Origin of the sequence: Rhodoferax sp. (assembly GCF_025354435.1) — a bacterium.
GTDB lineage: Bacteria > Pseudomonadota > Gammaproteobacteria > Burkholderiales > Burkholderiaceae_C > Rhodoferax_B.
The window spans coordinates 22,842-40,937 of record NZ_JANXMU010000062.1; the positions used below are offsets into that span (position 1 = coordinate 22,842).

Sequence of the window (18,096 nt, forward strand, 5' to 3'; positions counted from 1 at the left end):
GCATGCAAAAAGTCGCCCCCCCCATGGACGTGAAACTCATGAACGCCACCGCTACGGTGTTGTTCCTGGGCGCGCTCGTCCTCGGGCTGGTGGCGCTGGTGCAATGGACGGCACGCCAGCCGCTGTTTGCCATCCGCGGCATTTCGGTGGTGGGTGATGTGGTGCACAACAACGATGTCACCCTGCGCGCCAACCTGGGCGGCAAGATCAAGGGCACGTTCTTTACCGTGGACCTGAATGCCACCAAGGCCGCTTTCGAGGCCGTTCCCTGGGTCCGCAAGGCGGTGGTGCGGCGCGAGTTTCCGAACCGTCTGCGGGTGGTGCTGCAAGAGCAGCAGGCCGCCGCCTACTGGGGCGACGACAGCGAGTCCCGCCTGCTCAATACCTTTGGCGAAGTGTTCGAAGCCAATGTGGGCGAGGTGGACCACGACGACATGCCCCGCCTGAACGGCCCGGCGGAGCAGGCGGGCCAGATTCTGGGCATGTACCACACGCTGTCCCCCTTGCTGACCCCGCTGGACATGACGCTGGACCAGTTGACCCTGACCAAACGCGGCGGTTGGCGCATGCAGACCGATGCCGGTGGCGAGGTCGAACTGGGCCGCGGCACGGCCGAAGAAATTACCCAGCGCGTGCAGCGCTTTATCGGCACCGTGGCCCAGGTGGCCAAGGAATATGGCCGCACGGTGGATGCCGTCGAGCAGGCCGATTTGCGCTACACCGAAGGTTACGCCTTGCGCTTGCGCGGCGTGACCACCTTGGCCGCACCACTGCCGGTGCCCAAGCAAAAGACAACAGGACATTGATTACAGGACGCACTATGGCAAAAGAGTACAAAGATTTAGTCGTCGGGGTGGACATCGGCACCGCCAAGGTGATGGTGGTGGTGGCCGAGGTGCTGGCGGGCGGCGAGCTCAAGCTGGCCGGATTTGGCGTGGCTCCCAGCAACGGCCTCAAGCGCGGCGTGGTGGTGAACATTGACGCGACCGTGCAGAGCATCCAGATGGCGCTGAAAGAAGCCGAGCTGATGGCCGACTGTAAGATTTCCCACGTCTACACCGGCATCACTGGCAGCCACATCCGTGGCATCAACTCCAGCGGCATGGTGGCGGTGAAAGACCGCGAAGTCACCGCGGCCGACGTGGCGCGCGTGGTGGAAACCGCCAAGGCCATCCACATCTCTACCGACCAGCGCCTGCTGCTGGTGGAGCCCCAGGAATTCATCATTGACGGGCAGGACGTAAAAGAGCCCATCGGCATGAGCGGCATCCGCCTGGAGGCCAAGGTGCATATCGTCACCGGGGCGCAAAGTGCCGCCGAGAACATCATCAAATGCATACGCCGCTGCGGCCTGGACGTAGACCAGCTGATGCTGAACCCGCTGGCCAGCAGCCTGTCGGTGCTGACCGAAGACGAGCGTGAACTGGGCGTGGCCCTGGTGGACATTGGCGCGGGCACCACCGACGTGGCGATCTTCACCAATGGCGCGATCCGCCACACCGCCGTGATTCCGATCGCCGGGGACCTGATCACCAGCGACATCGCCATGGCCCTGCGCACACCCACCAAGGACGCGGAAGACATCAAGGTTGAAAGCGGCTACGCCAAGCAGTTGCTGGCCGACCCGGAAGCCCAGGTGGAAGTGCCGGGCCTGGGCGACCGCGGCCCGCGCATGCTGAGCCGCCAGGCGCTGGCCGGTGTGATTGAGCCGCGGGTCGAAGAGATTTATTCGCTGGTGGCCCAGGTCATCCGCGAGTCGGGCTTTGAAGAAGTACTGTCCAGCGGCATTGTGCTCACCGGCGGCAGCGTGGTCATGCCCGGCATGGTCGAGCTGGGTGAAGACATCTTTTTGAAACCGGTGCGCCGTGGCGTGCCCAAGTACCGCGGCGCGCTGTCCGACATGGTCTCGCAGCCCCGCGCAGCCACCGTGATGGGCCTGCTGGAAGAGGGCCGCATCGGCCGCGCCCGCGGCTTCAAGGTGGCCCAGAAAAACGGCTCCATGAAGACCGCGGTCGGCCGCGTCAAAGACTGGTTTGTGGGGAACTTCTGACCATGCACAGCACCCAGACCCCCCACTCCTTTCCGCGTGGCAGCCCGACACCCATGGCCTTGTGGCGATGGCGAACTTGCCACCCACCCTGGTCCCCGGTCCACCCCGTTTCGTTTTTTGAATCTTGCAATAACAGCACCCCATTGACACCATGAAGGAGAACCACATGCCTATCGAAATGATTGAAGTCGAAGAATTTAACCTGGGCACCCAGATCAAAGTGATCGGTGTCGGCGGCGGCGGCGGCAATGCCGTGGAGCACATGATTGGCTGCAACGTCCAGGGCGTGGAGTTCATCAGCGCCAACACCGACGCGCAGGCCCTGGGCCGCAGCGTGGCGCACAAGACCATCCAGCTGGGCCTGAGCGGTCTGGGCGCAGGCAGCAAGCCCGACAAGGGCCGTGAAGCCGCCGAGCTGGCCGTGGACGACATCCGCGCGGCTATCGCGGGCGCGCACATGCTGTTCATTACCGCTGGTATGGGCGGCGGCACCGGCACCGGTGCGGCACCTGTGATTGCCCGTGTGGCCAAGGAAATGGGCATTCTGACCGTGGGCGTGATCACCAAGCCTTTCGACTTCGAAGGCCCGAAACGTATGGCCAATGCCGACAACGGCCTGGCTGAGTTGGAAGCCAATGTGGATTCGTTGATCGTGGTGCTGAACGAGAAACTGCTCGAAGTGCTGGGTGACGACGTGACGCAGGACGAAGCCTTCGCCCACGCCAACGACGTGCTGAAAAACGCTGTCGGCGGAATTGCCGAAATCATCAACGTGCCCGGCCATGTGAACGTCGACTTTGAAGACGTGCGCACCGTGATGGGCGAGCCCGGCAAAGCCATGATGGGTACCGCCGTGGCCGACGGCCCCGACCGCGCCCGCATCGCCGCCGAGCAAGCTGTTGCCTGCCCTCTGCTGGAAGGTATCGACCTGTCGGGTGCCAAGGGCGTGCTGGTGCTGATCACCGCCGCCAAGGGTTCGCTCAAGCTGAACGAATCCAAGCTGGCCATGAACACCATCCGCGCCTACGCATCGCCCGACGCGCATGTCATCTACGGCACCGCCTATGACGACGGCCTGGGCGACAAGATCCGCGTCACCGTGGTGGCCACCGGCCTGAGCAAACGCCGTGTGGCGGCTCCGTTGCAAGTGGTGGTGCAACGCACCGGCACCGACAACGTAGGCTTTACCTTGCCGGTGCAAGGCAACGGCATGGGTGTGGGCAACGGCCAACCCGACTACGAGTCGCTGCGCGGCCCAGCGGTTTGGCGCACGCCCAACCGCACCCAGGCCAGCGCCCGGGTAGACGCACTGTCGTCGGGTGGCATGGACGACTACGAGATTCCAGCTTTCTTGCGCAAACAAGCTGATTGAGGGCTGTGCTTCGCCCGATCTCGCACATGGGGCGGGATCGGGGGATGTCTTTTCTCGATCTCTGCCATCAACATTGCTGATCGTGGGCGATAGGCCTGCCACTTAAAATCGCACCATGCTCCAGCAACGAACCCTCAAGTCCCTCACCAAAGCCGTGGGTGTGGGCGTGCACAGCGGCCAGCGGGTCGAATTGACGCTGCGCCCGGCACCGCCGGATACCGGCATCGTGTTTCGCCGTACCGATCTGCCGGTGCCGGTGGACATTGCCATGACGGCCGAGTCGGTTACCGACACGCGCATGGCGACCACTGTGTCCAGCGGCTCGGCCAAGGTGTCGACGGTGGAGCATCTGATGTCGGCCTGCGCAGGTCTGGGCATCGACAATTTGATTGTGGAGATCACCGCCGAAGAAGTGCCTATCCTGGACGGCTCGGCGGCTGCTTTCGTCTATCTGCTGCAAACGGCGGGTATCGAATTGCAAAAAGCCCCGCGTCGCTTCATCCGCGTGACCCAGCCGGTGGAAGTGCGCGAAGGCACGGGCACGGCAGAAAAGTGGGCGCGCCTGGAGCCGTACCACGGCTACAAGCTGAGTTTTGACATCATTTTCGACCACCCGGCAGTGGATTCCACCGGCCAACATGTCGAGTTTGACCTGGGCTCTGACTCGTACACCCGCGACATCGCCCGCGCCCGCACCTTCGGCTTCACCCGCGATGCCGAGATGCTGCGCGCCAACGGCCTGGGCCTGGGCGGCGGCATGGACAACGCCATCCTGATGGACGACTACAAGGTGCTCAACGCGGGCGGCCTGCGCTATGACGATGAATTTGTGAAGCACAAGGTGCTGGACGCGATGGGCGACATGTATATGCTGGGCAAGCCCTTGCTGGCCAGCTACAGCGCCATGAAGTCCGGCCACGCGCTGAATAACAAGCTGATCCGCGCACTGATGCTGAACACCGAAGCCTGGGAAATCGTCACCTTCGACAACGCATCCGACGCGCCCGCAGGCTTCGCCCAACTCGCCCGGGCCTGGTAGCCCCATGCTGCTGTTCCGCTGGGCCATCCTGTTCCTGCTGCTGGGCGCAGGTGTGTCCTTCGCCTTCTACGTCGGCACGCGCGACCGCCGCTACCTGCGCTGGGGCTGGGTGGTGCTGAAGTGGACGCTGCTGGCCGCGTTTGGCTTTTTCACGGTGCTGATTCTCGAACGCCTGGCTTAACAAAGGCCAGCGTAGCGAGGCCCCTTCGTGAACAGCGCGGAACTGGCTCTGCCAGGCCGCTGCTGTTGCCCCCTGCGTGTCGTATTGGCTTTTCAAGCCAATACGAGGGGGGTGGCGAAAGATGCGCAGCTCTGCAGCCTGGGGGTGTTCTAGTTAATCCGGCCATCGCGGTACATGCCGCTGGTCCTGCGGGTCAACGGTGTCGCCTGTGCCAACCGTGCCATCGCATGCCCCACATGGGCGTGGGTGATGGCCATACCCAGGGCATCGGCGGCATCCTTGCCGGGCAACACGGGAAGTTTCAGCAGGCGTTTGACCATTTCCTGCACCTGGCTCTTGTCGGCCCGGCCATGGCCGACCACGGCTTTTTTCATTTGCAGCGCGGTGTATTCGTGCACCGACAAATTGCTGTGCCCCAGCGCCGCCAGGCTGGCCCCCCGCGCCTGGCCCAGTAGCAGGGTGGACTGCGGGTTCACATTCACAAAGATGATTTCCACCGAAGCCGCGTCCGGCTCGTAGCGGGTGCAGACCTCACAAATTCCGTCAAACAAAATCTTGATGCGCGCAGGCAGCTGCCCCAGGTCCAGGTGCGTGGTCTTGATGGTGCCACTGGCCACGTAGCTCAGGTTGGAGCCATCCACGTCGATGATGCCGAAGCCCGTGGTCTGTAAGCCGGGGTCGATGCCGAGAAGTCGCATGCTATTCATTTGAGAGCTGGTTGTGCAGGTAGAGTATGCGCTAGAGGCTGAAAAACCACCGAACCGAGTGGAAAAAGATCGGCGCAGCAAAGCACAGCGCGTCCACCCGGTCCAGCAGGCCGCTGGCACCGGTGATGGACTGGCCCTCGGTGCCCCAGTTGGTGATGCCGCGGTCGCGTTTCAGGGCTTTCATCACCAGGTGGCCGGCGGTGCCTGCCACGCAGGCGATCAGCGCCATGGCCAGGGCCTGGCCGGGTTTGAAGGGGGTGATGCCCGCCAGCAAGCCCCCCACCAGGCCACCCGCGGCCACGCCCATGCTCCAGCTGGTCCAGTTGAAACTTTGGCTGATGTGCGGCGCGCGCGGTGGCGGTTGCAGCTTGCGAGAGACCAGGTGCTGCACCAGCATGCAGGTCTGTACCACCAGCACCAAAAAGAAGACCAGAAAAGCGCTCTTGTCGGCGTAGCCGGGGATTTCCAGCCGCACCAGCGCCGGGATGTGGCTGGTGCCGTAGACGCAGACCATGATGCCCCACTGCATCTTGGCGTTGCGCTCCAGAAAGCGGTGCGGGTCGTCGGCCAGTGCGCCCACCAGGGGCAGCGCCAGAAACACATATACCGGGATGAACACCGTGAACAGGTCGAAATGCCGCCCGCCCGCCATCCAGAACTGCACCGGCAGCACCACAAAAAACGCCAGAATCAGGCTGCGGTGGTCGCCCCGGTGGGTGGGCGACAAGGTGATGAATTCGCGCAACGCAAAAAATGCCACCAGCCCAAACAAGGTGATGGCAAACCAGCCGCCCAGCACCCAGCCCAGCCAGAAGGTGGCGGCCATGAACCAGGTGTTTTTCATGACCCGGCGCAGGTCGTTCAGGTCGGAGCCAAACGCGGCCTTGAAGGCTCCGTCGTCGCGCTCGCGCAGCGACACCAGCAGCAGCGCCGCGCTGGCCAGGGACAGCACGCCAAACACCAGCAGAAACAGCGCGGCAACCTGCTGGCTGCCGCTCAAAGCACGCAAAAATTGGTTCATATGTCTCGGAGGGCAATCACGTTCAGCCGCGCCCGGTCCAGGAACGCCCGCCGCTCCTCACCCGGCTCTACCTGCATCGGCGTGCCAAAGGTTACCGAGCACAGCACCGGCACCGGAATCACCTCGCCCTTGGGCATGACGCGCTGCACGTTGTGGATCCAGGTGGGCACCAGCACCACCTGCGGAAACTGCACCGCCAGGTTGAACAGCCCGGCCTTGAAGGGCTGGGGTTCGGGCGCAAAGCCCCGCGTGCCTTCGGGAAACAGGATGATCGAGTCACCGCTCTCCAGCGCGTCCACCAGTGGCTCCAGCGGGTCTTGCTCCACGCCTGCCGCATCCTTGGTGCGGGCCCGGTCCACGTAGATGGCGTTGAACACCGCGCTGGTAAACCATTTCTTGAAGCGCGACCCGGCCCAATAGTCTTTGGCGGCGATAGGGCGGGTGATGCTGCGCAGCTCGGTGGGCAGGGCGGCCCAGATCAGGACCAGGTCGATGTGGCTCTGGTGGTTGGCGAAGTAAATGCGCTGTTCGGCCTTGGGCGGACAGCCGTGCCAGCGGGCCTGGGCCCCGGTCAGCAGCCGTACGATGCCTAACAAAATGAAACTGGTGAACTTGGCGAGCATGGCTGCGATGATAAACGGGCAGGGTGGCGCGCCCGGTGTTTTGTATATAAAAAGTGCTTCTAGCGCACTATCTATTTACGCTAGTAGCTATGAAATATGTAGTATTTTCTAACAAATCGAGGGAAAGCCCTAGTATTCATAATTCGTTAATTAATGAAAAATTACGATCCTCAGCGCGGCATGGTGCCGCGCTGAACCCAACCTTTGCCCAGGCCTCCCAAACCTGCGAGGCGGCAAATCCAGGAGACAGATTGATGATGAAGCTTTCCAAAGTGGCGCTGGCCATGGCTGTTGTGGTATCCGCTGGCGCATTGCACGCCGGTGAAGTCGAGGTGTTGCACTACTGGACCTCGGGCGGCGAGGCCAAGTCGGTAGCCGAGCTGAAGAAGATCATGCAGGCCAAGGGCCACGTCTGGAAAGACTTCGCCGTGGCCGGTGGCGGTGGCGACAACGCCGCCACGGTGCTGAAGAGCCGGGTGGTGTCGGGCAACCCGCCAGCCGCTGCCCAGATCAAGGGCCCGGCCATCCAGGAATGGGCTGCTGAAGGCGTGCTGGCCAACCTGGACAGCGTGGCCAAGGCTGAAAAATGGGACAGCCTGCTGCCCAAGGCCGTGGCCGATGGCATGAAGTACAAGGGTAGCTACGTCGCCGTGCCAGTCAATGTGCACCGCGTGAACTGGATCTGGGCGAACCCCGAAGTGCTGAAAAAAGCCGGTGTGGCCGGCATGCCCAAGACCTACGCCGAGTTCTTTGCTGCGGCCGACAAGATCAAGGCTGCGGGCCTGATCGCCGTGGCCCACGGTGGCCAGAACTGGCAAGACTTCACTACCTTTGAGTCGGTGGTGCTGGGTGTCGGTGGTGCCAAGTTCTACAGCGATGCGCTGGTCCGCCTGGACCCCAAGGCGCTGAACAGCCCCACCATGAAGACCTCGCTGGAAACCTTCCGCAAGATCAAGGGCTACACCGACGCCGCCTCCGCAGGCCGCGACTGGAACCTGACCACCGCCATGGTCATGCAGGGCAAGGCCGGCTTCCAGTTTATGGGTGACTGGGCCAAGGGCGAGTTCCTGGCCGCTGGTAAGGTGCCGGGCAAGGACTTCCTGTGCGCTGCCGCCCCCGGTACCGCCACGTCTTACACCTACAACATCGACTCGTTCGCCATGTTCAAGCTCAAGTCCGCCGATGCGCAAAAAGCCCAGGGCGACCTGGCTGCCGCCATCATGGGCACCGAGTTCCAGGAGATCTTCAACCTGAACAAGGGCTCCATCCCGGTGCGTTTGAACATGAACCTGGACAAGTTTGACGACTGCGCCAAGCAGTCGGCCAAGGACTTTGTCAGCACCGCCAAGACCGGCAGCCTGGTGCCGTCCATCGCCCATGGCATGGCTGTCAGCCCTGCCGCCGAAGGCGCGATCAAGGACGCCGTGAGCCAGTTCTGGAACGACGACAAGATCACTGTCGATGCGGCCATGAAGAACATTGCCTCCGCGGCCCAGACCAAGTAATTCTTCGGTCTCGCCCCCCGCCTGTGGTTCGCCGCAGGCGGGGGGCTTTTTGTCCACTGCGAGAGCGAAATGTATGAAATTGAATTTTGAGCAGTCCCTGCCCAAGCTGGTGATTGCGCCCGGCTTTGTGCTGGGCTTTGCCTTTATCTACGGGCTGATGATCTGGAACGGCGTGCTGTCCATGACCGCGTCGCGCATGCTGCCCAACTACGACGAATTCGTCGGCCTGGCGCAGTACGCCAAATTGTTCGAGATGGACCGCTGGTGGCTGGCCCTGAAGAATCTGGGCATCTTCAGCGTGCTGTATGTCGGCGGCGCGATGCTGATCGGCATGGCCCTGGCCATTGTGCTGGACCAGAAGGTCCGCGCCGAAGGCCTGCTGCGCACCATTTACCTGTACCCCATGGCGCTGTCGTTCATCGTCACCGGCACGGCCTGGAAGTGGATGCTTAATCCCAGCCTGGGGCTGGAAAAGCTGATGCACGACATCGGCTGGACCAGCTTCAGCTTCGACTGGCTGGTGCAAAGCGACACCGCCATCTATTGCGTGGTGATCGCCGGCATCTGGCAATCGGCCGGGTTTGCCATGGCGCTGTTTTTGGCAGGGCTGCGCGGCATCGACGACAGCATCATCAAGGCCGCGCAGATCGACGGTGCCAGCCTGCCGCGCATCTACTGGCGCATTATTTTGCCGATCCTGCGCCCGGTGGTGTTCTCCACCATCATGGTCTTGTCGCACCTGTCCATCAAGAGCTTCGACCTGGTGATGGCTCTGACCGGCGGCGGCCCCGGCTACGCCACCGACGTGCCCGCCACCTTCATGTACGTGATGAGCTTTACCCGCGGCCAGATCGGCCTGGGTGCGGCCAGCGCCACCATGATGCTGGCCACCGTGGCAGCCATCGTGGTGCCCTATTTGTACAGCGAACTGCGGAGCAAACCCCATGATCGGTAAGAGTCTTTCCCGTGTGCTGATCTACGGCGTACTGTTCATAGCAGCGCTGTTTTTCCTGGCACCCATGTATGTGATGCTGGCCACCTCGTTCAAGGACGCGGAAGAAATCCGCAGCGGCAACCTGCTCAGCCTGCCGCACGGCCTGAACTTCGAAGCCTGGACGCTGGCCTGGTCCAGCGCCTGCACCGGCACCGACTGCCGGGGGCTGCAACCCTTCTTCTGGAACTCGGTGCTGATCGTGGTGCCTGCGGTGATCATCTCCACGCTGTGGGGCGCGATCAACGGCTACGTGCTCAGCCTGTGGAAGTTTAAGGGCAGCGAAGTGCTGTTTGGCTTCATGCTGTTTGGCGTGTTCATGCCGTTCCAGGTGGTGCTGTTGCCGATGAGCCAGATTCTGGGCTGGCTGGGCATTTCCAGCTCGGTCTACGGTCTGATTTTTGTGCACTGCCTGGCCGGTCTGGCGGGCACCACGCTGTTCTTCCGCAACTACTACGCCGCCATCCCCAAAGAGCTGGTGAACGCCGCGCGTATCGACGGCGCAGGCTTCTGGCGCATCTTTGTGCGCATCATCGTGCCGCTGTCCACGCCCATCGTGATGGTCACGCTGATCTGGCAGTTCACCAACATCTGGAACGACTTTTTGTTTGGCGTGGCCTTCAGCGGTGCCGACAGCAAGCCCATCACCGTGGGCCTGAACAACATGGTCAACACCACCAGCAGCGTGAAAAACTACAACGTCGACATGGCAGCCGCCGTGATCGCGGGCCTGCCCACCATCCTCATCTACGTGCTGGCAGGCAAATTCTTCGTTAAAGGACTCACAGCCGGTGCTGTGAAAGGATAAAAAGCTATGGCATCCGCACTTCACATTCAAGGCATCCGCAAAACCTTTGGCAGCGGCGACAAAATGGTCGAGGTGCTCAAGCGCATCGACATCGACGTGGCCCCGGGCGAATTTTTGATCCTGGTCGGCCCGTCCGGCTGCGGCAAGTCCACCTTGCTCAACATCATTGCCGGGCTCGAAGAGCCCACTGAGGGCGACATCCGCATTGGCGACCGCAACGTGGTCGGCGTGGCCCCGGCCCAGCGCGATATTGCCATGGTGTTCCAGAGCTACGCGCTATACCCCACGATGAGCGTGGCAGAGAACATCGGCTTCGCGCTGGAGATGCGAAAAGTGCCCAAGGCCGACCGCGAAAAGCGAATTAACGAAGTCGCGGCCATGCTGCAAATCACCCACCTGCTGGACCGCCGCCCCGCGCAGCTCTCTGGTGGCCAGCGCCAGCGCGTGGCCATGGGCCGGGCCCTGGCGCGCAAGCCGCAGCTGTTTTTGTTTGACGAACCGTTGAGCAATCTGGATGCCAAGCTGCGCGTCGAGATGCGCGCCGAAATCAAGCGCCTGCACCAGGTCAGCGGCATCACCAGCGTCTATGTGACCCACGACCAGATCGAAGCCATGACCCTGGGCAGCCGCATCGCCGTGATGAAAGACGGCGTGCTGCAACAGTTGGGTACTCCCGACGATATCTACAGCCGCCCGGCCAATACCTACGTGGCCAGCTTCATCGGCTCACCTACTATGAATTTAATAGCTGGTCGTGCAGGTACTGCCGACGCTAGTGGCCAATTTTGTATACAAGGTGCGAATCTGCCGCTGGACTGCCCGCTGCCCGGCGTGGACACGCTGCTGGGCCTGCGCCCCGAGCACATCGAACTGGCCGATGCCTCCCCCTGGCGCGGCGAGGTCAGCCTAGTCGAACCCACCGGGGCCGATACCTACGTGGTGGTCAAAACCGCATCGGGCTTGGTCACCGTGCGCACCGCCCCGCAGGTCGGCGTCAAGCCTGGCGACACCGTGGGCCTGCACGTGGCGGCTGCGGATGTGAGCTGGTTTGATGCGAAAAGCGGCGTGCGGATGTAGTGCCGCCAGTCTCTTCCCTGTTTTCAGGGAAAACACCTGTGTTATTTGTATTTAATTAATAAATACTTAATAAGTTCGGGTGGCGCAGTGCAGGCCCGGATGCAAGGGGCCTGCCGATGGCTGCGCCCATACCCTCACGGGCACGGACCTGGGGCATAGAACCCTGGGCCGGCCGGTGATTTCACTACCAAAATGACAGGAGACATGGGATGAAAAAGACAATCATGGGCTTGGCGCTGGCCGCCGCTTTCAGTGGTCCGGCTATGGCGCAGCAAAGCGTCGAAGTGCTGCACTGGTGGACCGCCGGTGGCGAGGCTGCAGCGCTGGGCGTGCTCAAGGGCAACCTGGAAAAGCAGGGCATCAAGTGGAACGACATGCCCGTCGCCGGTGGCGGTGGCGAGCAGGCCATGACTGCCGTGCGTGCCCGCGTCACCGCAGGCAACCCACCCACCGCCGTGCAGATGCTCGGCTTTGACATCCAGGACTGGGCTAAGCAAGGCGTGCTGGCCGACCTGAACGACGTGGCCGCTAAAGAAGGCTGGGACAAGACCGTACCCGCCGCGCTGCAACGCTTCTCCAAATACAACGGCAAGTGGGTCGCCGCACCGGTGAACGTGCATTCCACCAACTGGGTCTGGGCCAACAAGGAAGTGCTGGCCAAGGCCGGTATCACCTCCGACCCCAAGACCTGGGACGAATTCATTGCCGATGGCGAGAAGCTGCAAAAGGCGGGCTTCATCGCCCTGGCCCACGGCGGCCAGCCCTGGCAGGATGCCACCATGTTTGACGGCGTGGTGATCTCCACCGGCGGTGTGGATTTCTACCGCAAGGCCTTCATCGACCTGGACCCGAAATCCCTGAACTCGCCCACCATGCTGAAGGCCTTTGACCGCATGTCGCAACTGCGCAAGCTGGTCGACAAAGACTTCTCCGGCCGCGACTGGAACGTGGCTTCGGGCATGGTGATCAGCGGCAAGGCCGGTTTCCAGATCATGGGTGACTGGGCCAAGGGCGAGTTCATCGGTGCCAAGAAGGTGCCGGGCAAAGACTTCTCCTGCTTCCGCGTTCCCGGCACGCAAGGCGTGGTGTCGTTCAACTCCGACCAGTTCGCCATGTTCAAGGTGGGTGCCGACAAGGTAGCCGCCCAGACCAAGCTGGCCTCGGCCATCATGGAGCCTGGCTTCCAGTCGGCCTTTAACGTCGTCAAGGGCTCGGTGCCTGCGCGTACCGACGTGTCTGACAAGGACTTTGATGATTGCGGCAAAAAGGCCATGAAGGACTTCGCCGAAGCCAATGCCAAGAACACCTTGGTGGGTTCCATGGCGCATGGCCACGCCGTGCCTGCGTCCATCAAGAACGCTTTCTACGACGTGATCACCCGCCACTTCAATGGCCAGATCGACTCGAAGAAGGCGGTCGTGGAATTGGCCGCAGCCGCCAAGTCCTAAGCGCTGACAGGGCGGGTTTTCGCCCTGTCCTTGTGCGGGCCGACGCGCTAGCGTCGGCCTTTCCATTTCCCTCGTAAGGTCCTGCATGAAAGCTGGTTTTTTACCCAAGCTGCTGATCACCCCCAGCGCCTTGCTGGTACTGGTGTGCGTCTACGGCTACATCATGTTCACCATTTACCTGTCGTTCACCGCTTCGACGCTCATGCCGCAGTACGAGTGGGCGGGCACCACCAACTACGTACGCCTGATGGGCCTGGAAAACTGGTCGGTGGCGCTGTCGAATCTGTGGGTGTTTGCGTCGCTGTACATCGTGATCGCCATGGCCCTGGGGCTGACGCTGGCGATTCTGATCGACCAGAAAGTGCGCGCTGAAAGCGGCCTGCGCTCGGTGTTTTTGTACCCCATGGCGCTGTCCTTCATCGTCACCGGCACGGCCTGGAAATGGCTGCTCGACCCGGGTGTCGGCCTGGAGCACACGATGCAGACCCTGGGCTGGAGCAACTTCGCCTTCGGCTGGATCAAGGATTCGGAAATGGCGATTTACTGCGTGGTGATTGCCGCCGTGTGGCAAACCACCGGCTTTGTGATGGCGATGTTTCTGGCCGGCCTGCGCGGGGTCGATTCCGAGCAGATCAACGCCGCCCGGCTGGACGGTGCCAAGAGCTGGCAGATCTACCAGCGCATCATCATTCCGCAGCTCGGGCCGGTGTTTATCTCGGCCTTTGTGATCCTGGCGCACATGGCCATCAAGTCCTATGACCTGGTGATCGCGCTGACCAATGGCGGCCCGGGCCGCTCCACCTGGCTGCCCTCGGTCTTCATGTACCAATACACCTTTACCCGCAACGAAATGGCCGTGGGTGCCGCCAGCTCGGTGCTGATGCTGGTGGCCATCGGCGTGGTGGTGCTGCCGTACCTGTACGGCGAAATGCGGAAGGTCAAAAATGGATAAGACCTTGTCGCGCGTTCTGCGCATCGCCCTGTATGCCGTGCTGGTGGGTACGGCGCTGCTGTTCATCCTGCCGGTGTACGTGATGGTGGTGAATTCGCTCAAGCCGCTGGACGAGATCCGCAACGGCAACCTGATGTCGCTGCCGGTGGATTGGACCCTGGCCCCCTGGCGCAGCGCCTGGAGCACCGCGCAAATCGGCGTGCAGGCCACGGGGCTGAAGCCCTACTTTTTCAACTCGTTTCTGCTGGTGATTCCGGCGGTGGTGATCTCCACGCTGATCGGCGCGCTCAACGGCTACATCCTCACGCAGTTCAAGATGCGCTTTGCGCACGCGCTGTTTGCGGCCATGCTGTTCTCGGTGTTTATTCCGTTCCAGATCGTGCTGATTCCCATGGCCAAGACCCTGGGTTTTCTGGGGCTGGCGGGCACGGTGAAGGGGTTGATTTTTGTGAACGTGGTGTACGGCATTGGCTTCACCACGCTGTTCTTTCGCAACTACTATGCGGCGTTTCCCACCGAGCTGATCCGCTCGGCACGCATGGATGGGGCTAACTTCTTTGGTGTGCTGCTGCGCATCCTGCTGCCCAATAGCGCGCCCATCATCGTGGTGACGGTGATCTGGCAGTTCACCAACATCTGGAACGAGTTTTTGTTTGGCGCATCCTTCAGCGACTACACCTCGTTCCCGCTCACCGTGGCCCTGAACAACCTGGTGAGCAGTTCCACCGGGGTGAAGGAATACAACGTGCATTTCGCGGGGGCCTTCATCGCTGCGATTCCCACGCTCATCGTCTACCTGGTGTCGGGTAAATACTTCGTCCGCGGCCTGATGGCCGGGTCTGTCAAGGGTTGAACACATGGCTTCGTTAGATCTCGTCCACATCCAAAAAAGTTTCGACAACGTCCAGATCCTCCACGACATCACCATCTCGCTGGCCGACGGTGAATTTCTGGTGCTGGTAGGCCCCAGCGGCTGCGGCAAGAGCACGCTGATGAACGTGATTGCCGGGCTGGAAGAACCCAGTGGCGGGTCGCTGCGCCTGGACGGCCAGGACATCACCCAGGTGGCCCCGGCCGACCGCAACATCTCCATGGTGTTCCAGTCGTACGCGCTGTACCCCAACATGACGGTAGCCAAGAACATCGAGTTTCCGCTGGAAATGCGCAAGGTGGCCAAGAACGTGCGCGTCGAGCGCGTGGCCAGTGTGGCCAAGCTGCTGCAGATCGAGCATCTGCTGCAGCGCAAGCCGCGCCAGCTCTCTGGCGGCCAGCGCCAGCGCGTGGCCATCGGCCGTGCCCTGGCGCGCGAGCCCAAGCTGTATTTGTTTGACGAGCCGCTGTCCAATCTGGATGCCCAGTTGCGGCTGGACATGCGCACCGAAATCAAGAAGCTGCACCAGCGCCTGAAAGCCACCATCGTCTACGTCACCCACGACCAGATCGAGGCCATGACCCTGGCCACCCGCATCGCGGTGATGAAGGGCGGCGTGGTGCAGCAGTTGGGCAGCCCGCACGAGGTCTATAACCGCCCGGCCAATACCTTTGTGGCCAGCTTCATGGGCTCGCCGCGCATGAACCTGGCCAAGGCCCGCGTGCTTGCGCAGGGCGACGGCATCGTGCTGGAGATGCAGCAAGGCGACCGGCCCGCGGTGCGCATTGCCGTGGCGTCTGTGCCTGCGGCACTGCATGCCTACCAAGGCAAAGAGGTGATTGCCGGTATCCGCGCCGAAGCCATCAGCCTGCCCCGCGACGGTGCCGTGGAAACCGCCATGCACCGCCTGGTGCAAGCCCGGGTGGAAGTGATTGAACCCACGGGTGCCGACACCCTGGTGGTGCTCAACTTGGGCGGCCACGAATTCACCGCCCGTGTCGAACCCGACGCGCCGCTGGTACCGGGCCAGGAGACCCAGTTCTTGGTCGATCTCAGCAAGCTGGTCTGCTTTAATGTGCAGACCGAGCAGCTGATTGCATGAAGATTTTTTAGAAAAAATAGGCTGCTAGTGCAGGTAGTACCTACGCTGGTAGCTATTAATTCAGTAGTATTTCAGCTCTCGTATCCCATCTGGCTACGGCCTAGCGGTGTCAAGTTGGCGGGCGTAAAGCGCCCCTCAAAATCTACCTCGTAATCCTCCGCAGCAAAGTCGGGCGACGACTTGCCCGCCTCGAATGCGGGGCGCTGCTTGGCCAGGAACGTTCGGTTCTTGGCGCAATCGGGGGCGGCACCGATGTAGATCACGTTGCTGTAGCCAGTGCCTTGGTGCTTGTCTTCCACACCGTGGATGGTGTCGGGGTGCCACCAGACCGTATCGCCCGCGTTGACCTTGGGGATGGAGCCATAGGCACGCAGCAGCAGGGCGTGGTGTTCGGGCGAGGCGACCAGGGCGCGGCCAGCGCGGGCACCGCAGAGCTGGTCTTCGGCGATGTCGTCCTGCAGCGCGCGCAGCAGCATCCAGGCCATGGCATTGGCGATGGGCACCAGGTTCAGCGTGCCGTCACCCGGGCCCTGCGGGGTCAGCGCGGTCCAGCCCTGGAAGGTACGGAACATGCTGGACACGGCGGGCGAGGGGATCTCGTGCGTTTCGGTGCGGTAGGCGGCGGCAAACGGGTCGTACTGGCCGATGTCGCCCCCGAACACGTGGCGAAAGACGTTCTGGTAGCCGGGGTCGATCCAGCGCTCGATGGAGCCGCCGTCCATGTGGGGCGATAGGCCCAGCGAGGCATCGCCGGGTTCGCGCTGGCGCACGCGGTCGGAGTAGGTGCATTCCTGGTCGGGGTTGAACACCGGCTTGCCCTCATGCTGGCTGTCCCACAGGCGGTTCAGCCAGCGCCGGGCCTGGGCCAGCTCCACCGACTGGCGCGCATCCATTTGCGGCTTGGACCAGTAGATGCCGTAGATCTGGGGCTTGGAGCTGGCCAGGGCGCTGAAGTATTTGTCGATGCCGCGCTTGCCCGCTTCTTTGTCGAGGTAGTGGTTGTCGGTGATGTAGTCGGCCAGGGTGGCGTTCCATTGCGCTACCCGCTCTGGCGCGAACACGTTGCGGATCACCAGGCAGCCGCGCTGCTTGATACGGGCGATCTGTGCCGCGTCCAGCGTGTCGAGTTGGCTGAACTGCACCTCGGGTACGGGCTGCTGGCCCTGTGCGCGCTCGCGTTCGATGGTTTCTACCTGGGCTTCGATGTTGCGCGTCAGAGCGTCGAAGCGTTGCTTCAGGTCGGGAATCTGGGCGCGCAGCTGGCGCTTGGCGGCGATGATTTCGCTTTGGAAATTGAGGTTGGGATCAGCTTGTTGCATGGAATAGCTCCAGGGTGGGGGGAGAAAAAATCGCTTGGCTGGCGGGCAGATCGGGCTGCGCAAACCGCGCTAGCATGCGGCTGCCCAGTGCGTGGCCGGCCCGGTGCATGTCTTCAAAACAGGCCCAGAAGGGCTGGCGGATGTACTGGGGTAGGGGGCTGCTGTACTTGATGGCCAGCTCCAGGTGTTGGCCGGGGCCTACCCGCAGGCCGCTGTCGGCCAGCGCGCTGAGCAGCGGCAGCACCGGGGCTTCGCGGGTCAGCACCAGGCCGTCGAAGGCAGCGGCCTGGGCACGTGTCCATTGGTAGATGGCCTCGGGGGAGTCGTCCAGGCTGACTGCTGCAATGCCTTCACCGGCTACGCCGGACTGCTGGCAGGCGCGGGCAAAGCCATCCGCCAGGTGCTGCGCAAACGTGGTGCCCGCCGCGGGCAGCAGGATGCCCAGGCGCTTGCGGCCCTGCGCCACCAGGGTGGCCACCGCCATGGCAGCAAAACTTTCGTTGGCAAAGTCCACGCTGTCGTGCGCGGGCAGGGCGGTGCGCCCGTAGGTGATGAAGGGGAAGCCCTGGTCCTGCAGCCAGCGCACCCGCGCATCTTGCGGCGCGGTGTAGGTGAGCACCAGGCCATCGGCCAGGCCGCGCTCGATCACGTACTGCACGCTGTCCAGCGCACTGTGCCCGGCGACTTGCGGCAGCACGATGAGGTGGTAGTCCGTGCCCTGCAAGGCATCGCCCAGGCCGAGCAAGAAGTCTTTAAAGCCGAGCTGGGTGGCATCTTGCCGGTCCTGGATGAAGGCCAGGGTGTGGGTTTTGCCGGTCTTGAGGTGCACGGCGGCGCGGTCGCGCACGTAGTGCTGTTCGCGGGCGGCTTGCAGCACCTTGTCGCGGGTTTCCGGCAGCACGCTGGCGGCCCCGGCCAGGGCGCGCGATACCGTGGCCGACGACAGACCGGTGGCCTTGGCCAAGGTGGTAATACTGGCTTTTCGGGGTTGCATCTTGTCTCCTGATGTTCATTATGTAAACGTGTACAT

18 protein-coding genes are annotated in these 18,096 nt (G+C 62.5%); 13 read left to right on the forward strand and 5 right to left on the reverse strand.

Annotation, left to right across the window (positions count from 1 at the left end; translation table 11 throughout):
• Positions 1–2: 2 nt before the first annotated feature.
• The 5 genes from Q0T48_RS16445 to Q0T48_RS16465 all read left to right on the forward strand — a co-directional run bounded on the left by Q0T48_RS16445 (position 3) and on the right by Q0T48_RS16465 (position 4,642).
• Positions 3–806: a cell division protein FtsQ/DivIB gene (locus tag Q0T48_RS16445; protein ID WP_295958280.1), complete on the forward strand. Its 804-nt coding sequence runs from the start codon at positions 3–5 to the stop codon at positions 804–806.
• 14 nt (positions 807–820) lie between these two features.
• Complete coding sequence (gene ftsA, locus Q0T48_RS16450; RefSeq protein ID WP_295958283.1) at positions 821–2,050, forward strand: cell division protein FtsA; 1,230 nt, start codon at positions 821–823, stop codon at positions 2,048–2,050.
• A gap of 166 nt (positions 2,051–2,216) precedes the next feature.
• Positions 2,217–3,422, forward strand: a complete 1,206-nt coding sequence (gene ftsZ, locus Q0T48_RS16455) for a cell division protein FtsZ (protein WP_295958285.1) — start codon at positions 2,217–2,219, stop codon at positions 3,420–3,422.
• 115 nt (positions 3,423–3,537) lie between these two features.
• Positions 3,538–4,461, forward strand: coding sequence for a UDP-3-O-acyl-N-acetylglucosamine deacetylase (gene lpxC, locus Q0T48_RS16460; protein WP_295958288.1), 924 nt, complete (start codon positions 3,538–3,540; stop codon positions 4,459–4,461).
• 4 nt (positions 4,462–4,465) lie between these two features.
• Positions 4,466–4,642: a hypothetical protein gene (locus Q0T48_RS16465; protein ID WP_295958291.1), complete on the forward strand. Its 177-nt coding sequence runs from the start codon at positions 4,466–4,468 to the stop codon at positions 4,640–4,642.
• Between the two features lie 149 nt (positions 4,643–4,791).
• On the opposite strand, the gene ruvC is transcribed toward Q0T48_RS16465, so the two are convergent.
• The 3 genes from ruvC to Q0T48_RS16480 are packed head-to-tail and all read right to left on the reverse strand — an operon-like array spanning position 4,792 to position 6,993.
• On the reverse strand, positions 4,792–5,340 hold the full coding sequence (ruvC, locus tag Q0T48_RS16470) for a crossover junction endodeoxyribonuclease RuvC (RefSeq protein WP_295958293.1): 549 nt from the start codon (positions 5,338–5,340) through the stop codon (positions 4,792–4,794).
• Positions 5,341–5,380: 40 nt separating this feature from the next.
• Positions 5,381–6,370 (reverse strand): phosphatidate cytidylyltransferase, encoded by a 990-nt coding sequence (locus Q0T48_RS16475; RefSeq protein WP_295958297.1) that lies wholly within the window; start codon positions 6,368–6,370, stop codon positions 5,381–5,383.
• Positions 6,367–6,993: a lysophospholipid acyltransferase family protein gene (locus Q0T48_RS16480; protein ID WP_295958300.1), complete on the reverse strand. Its 627-nt coding sequence runs from the start codon at positions 6,991–6,993 to the stop codon at positions 6,367–6,369. Before Q0T48_RS16480 ends, Q0T48_RS16475 begins: the two co-directional genes overlap by 4 nt.
• Before the next feature lie 254 nt (positions 6,994–7,247).
• Here Q0T48_RS16480 and Q0T48_RS16485 point away from each other — a divergent pair, with 254 nt between their 5' ends.
• The 8 genes from Q0T48_RS16485 (at position 7,248) to Q0T48_RS16520 (ending at position 15,747) form a co-directional block, all read left to right on the forward strand.
• Positions 7,248–8,498, forward strand: a complete 1,251-nt coding sequence (locus Q0T48_RS16485) for an ABC transporter substrate-binding protein (protein WP_295958302.1) — start codon at positions 7,248–7,250, stop codon at positions 8,496–8,498.
• A gap of 73 nt (positions 8,499–8,571) precedes the next feature.
• A complete protein-coding gene (locus Q0T48_RS16490) occupies positions 8,572–9,453 on the forward strand; it encodes a sugar ABC transporter permease (RefSeq protein ID WP_295958308.1) in 882 nt (293 codons plus the stop codon).
• Positions 9,443–10,297: a carbohydrate ABC transporter permease gene (locus Q0T48_RS16495; RefSeq protein WP_295958311.1), complete on the forward strand. Its 855-nt coding sequence runs from the start codon at positions 9,443–9,445 to the stop codon at positions 10,295–10,297. Before Q0T48_RS16490 ends, Q0T48_RS16495 begins: the two co-directional genes overlap by 11 nt.
• A gap of 6 nt (positions 10,298–10,303) precedes the next feature.
• Positions 10,304–11,374, forward strand: a complete 1,071-nt coding sequence (locus Q0T48_RS16500) for an ABC transporter ATP-binding protein (protein WP_295958315.1) — start codon at positions 10,304–10,306, stop codon at positions 11,372–11,374.
• 209 nt (positions 11,375–11,583) lie between these two features.
• The gene (locus Q0T48_RS16505; RefSeq protein WP_295958320.1) at positions 11,584–12,822 is read left to right on the forward strand and encodes an ABC transporter substrate-binding protein; all 1,239 of its coding nucleotides are present in this window, start codon (positions 11,584–11,586) and stop codon (positions 12,820–12,822) included.
• An 85-nt stretch (positions 12,823–12,907) separates the two neighbouring features.
• Positions 12,908–13,774 carry a sugar ABC transporter permease gene (locus Q0T48_RS16510; RefSeq protein WP_295958327.1) on the forward strand — a complete coding sequence of 289 codons (867 nt, stop codon included), beginning with the start codon at positions 12,908–12,910 and terminating at the stop codon, positions 13,772–13,774.
• Positions 13,767–14,627, forward strand: a complete 861-nt coding sequence (locus Q0T48_RS16515) for a carbohydrate ABC transporter permease (RefSeq protein WP_295958329.1) — start codon at positions 13,767–13,769, stop codon at positions 14,625–14,627. Before Q0T48_RS16510 ends, Q0T48_RS16515 begins: the two co-directional genes overlap by 8 nt.
• Positions 14,628–14,631: 4 nt before the next feature.
• Positions 14,632–15,747 carry an ABC transporter ATP-binding protein gene (locus Q0T48_RS16520; protein WP_295958332.1) on the forward strand — a complete coding sequence of 372 codons (1,116 nt, stop codon included), beginning with the start codon at positions 14,632–14,634 and terminating at the stop codon, positions 15,745–15,747.
• Positions 15,748–15,818: 71 nt separating this feature from the next.
• Here Q0T48_RS16520 and Q0T48_RS16525 read toward each other — a convergent pair whose 3' ends face one another.
• Complete coding sequence (locus Q0T48_RS16525; protein ID WP_295958334.1) at positions 15,819–17,066, reverse strand: YbiU family protein; 1,248 nt, start codon at positions 17,064–17,066, stop codon at positions 15,819–15,821.
• Positions 17,053–18,060 carry a LacI family DNA-binding transcriptional regulator gene (locus Q0T48_RS16530; protein WP_295958336.1) on the reverse strand — a complete coding sequence of 336 codons (1,008 nt, stop codon included), beginning with the start codon at positions 18,058–18,060 and terminating at the stop codon, positions 17,053–17,055. Before Q0T48_RS16530 ends, Q0T48_RS16525 begins: the two co-directional genes overlap by 14 nt.
• Positions 18,061–18,096 lie beyond the last annotated feature (36 nt).

Bases quoted from the DNA above. Each gene is read 5' to 3' on its own strand.
- ftsA (WP_295958283.1), top strand. From the start codon at position 821: ATGGCAAAAGAGTACAAAGATTTAGTCGTCGGGGTGGACATCGGCACC.
- Q0T48_RS16495 (WP_295958311.1), top strand. From the start codon at position 9,443: ATGATCGGTAAGAGTCTTTCCCGTGTGCTGATCTACGGCGTACTGTTC.
- Q0T48_RS16475 (WP_295958297.1), bottom strand. From the start codon at position 6,370: ATGAACCAATTTTTGCGTGCTTTGAGCGGCAGCCAGCAGGTTGCCGCG.
- ftsZ (WP_295958285.1), top strand. From the start codon at position 2,217: ATGCCTATCGAAATGATTGAAGTCGAAGAATTTAACCTGGGCACCCAG.
- Q0T48_RS16515 (WP_295958329.1), top strand. From the start codon at position 13,767: ATGGATAAGACCTTGTCGCGCGTTCTGCGCATCGCCCTGTATGCCGTG.
- Q0T48_RS16485 (WP_295958302.1), top strand. From the start codon at position 7,248: ATGATGAAGCTTTCCAAAGTGGCGCTGGCCATGGCTGTTGTGGTATCC.
- lpxC (WP_295958288.1), top strand. From the start codon at position 3,538: ATGCTCCAGCAACGAACCCTCAAGTCCCTCACCAAAGCCGTGGGTGTG.
- Q0T48_RS16445 (WP_295958280.1), top strand. From the start codon at position 3: ATGCAAAAAGTCGCCCCCCCCATGGACGTGAAACTCATGAACGCCACC.
- Q0T48_RS16500 (WP_295958315.1), top strand. From the start codon at position 10,304: ATGGCATCCGCACTTCACATTCAAGGCATCCGCAAAACCTTTGGCAGC.
- Q0T48_RS16530 (WP_295958336.1), bottom strand. From the start codon at position 18,060: ATGCAACCCCGAAAAGCCAGTATTACCACCTTGGCCAAGGCCACCGGT.
- Q0T48_RS16480 (WP_295958300.1), bottom strand. From the start codon at position 6,993: ATGCTCGCCAAGTTCACCAGTTTCATTTTGTTAGGCATCGTACGGCTG.
- Q0T48_RS16510 (WP_295958327.1), top strand. From the start codon at position 12,908: ATGAAAGCTGGTTTTTTACCCAAGCTGCTGATCACCCCCAGCGCCTTG.
- Q0T48_RS16520 (WP_295958332.1), top strand. From the start codon at position 14,632: ATGGCTTCGTTAGATCTCGTCCACATCCAAAAAAGTTTCGACAACGTC.
- Q0T48_RS16465 (WP_295958291.1), top strand. From the start codon at position 4,466: ATGCTGCTGTTCCGCTGGGCCATCCTGTTCCTGCTGCTGGGCGCAGGT.
- ruvC (WP_295958293.1), bottom strand. From the start codon at position 5,340: ATGCGACTTCTCGGCATCGACCCCGGCTTACAGACCACGGGCTTCGGC.
- Q0T48_RS16525 (WP_295958334.1), bottom strand. From the start codon at position 17,066: ATGCAACAAGCTGATCCCAACCTCAATTTCCAAAGCGAAATCATCGCC.
- Q0T48_RS16505 (WP_295958320.1), top strand. From the start codon at position 11,584: ATGAAAAAGACAATCATGGGCTTGGCGCTGGCCGCCGCTTTCAGTGGT.
- Q0T48_RS16490 (WP_295958308.1), top strand. From the start codon at position 8,572: ATGAAATTGAATTTTGAGCAGTCCCTGCCCAAGCTGGTGATTGCGCCC.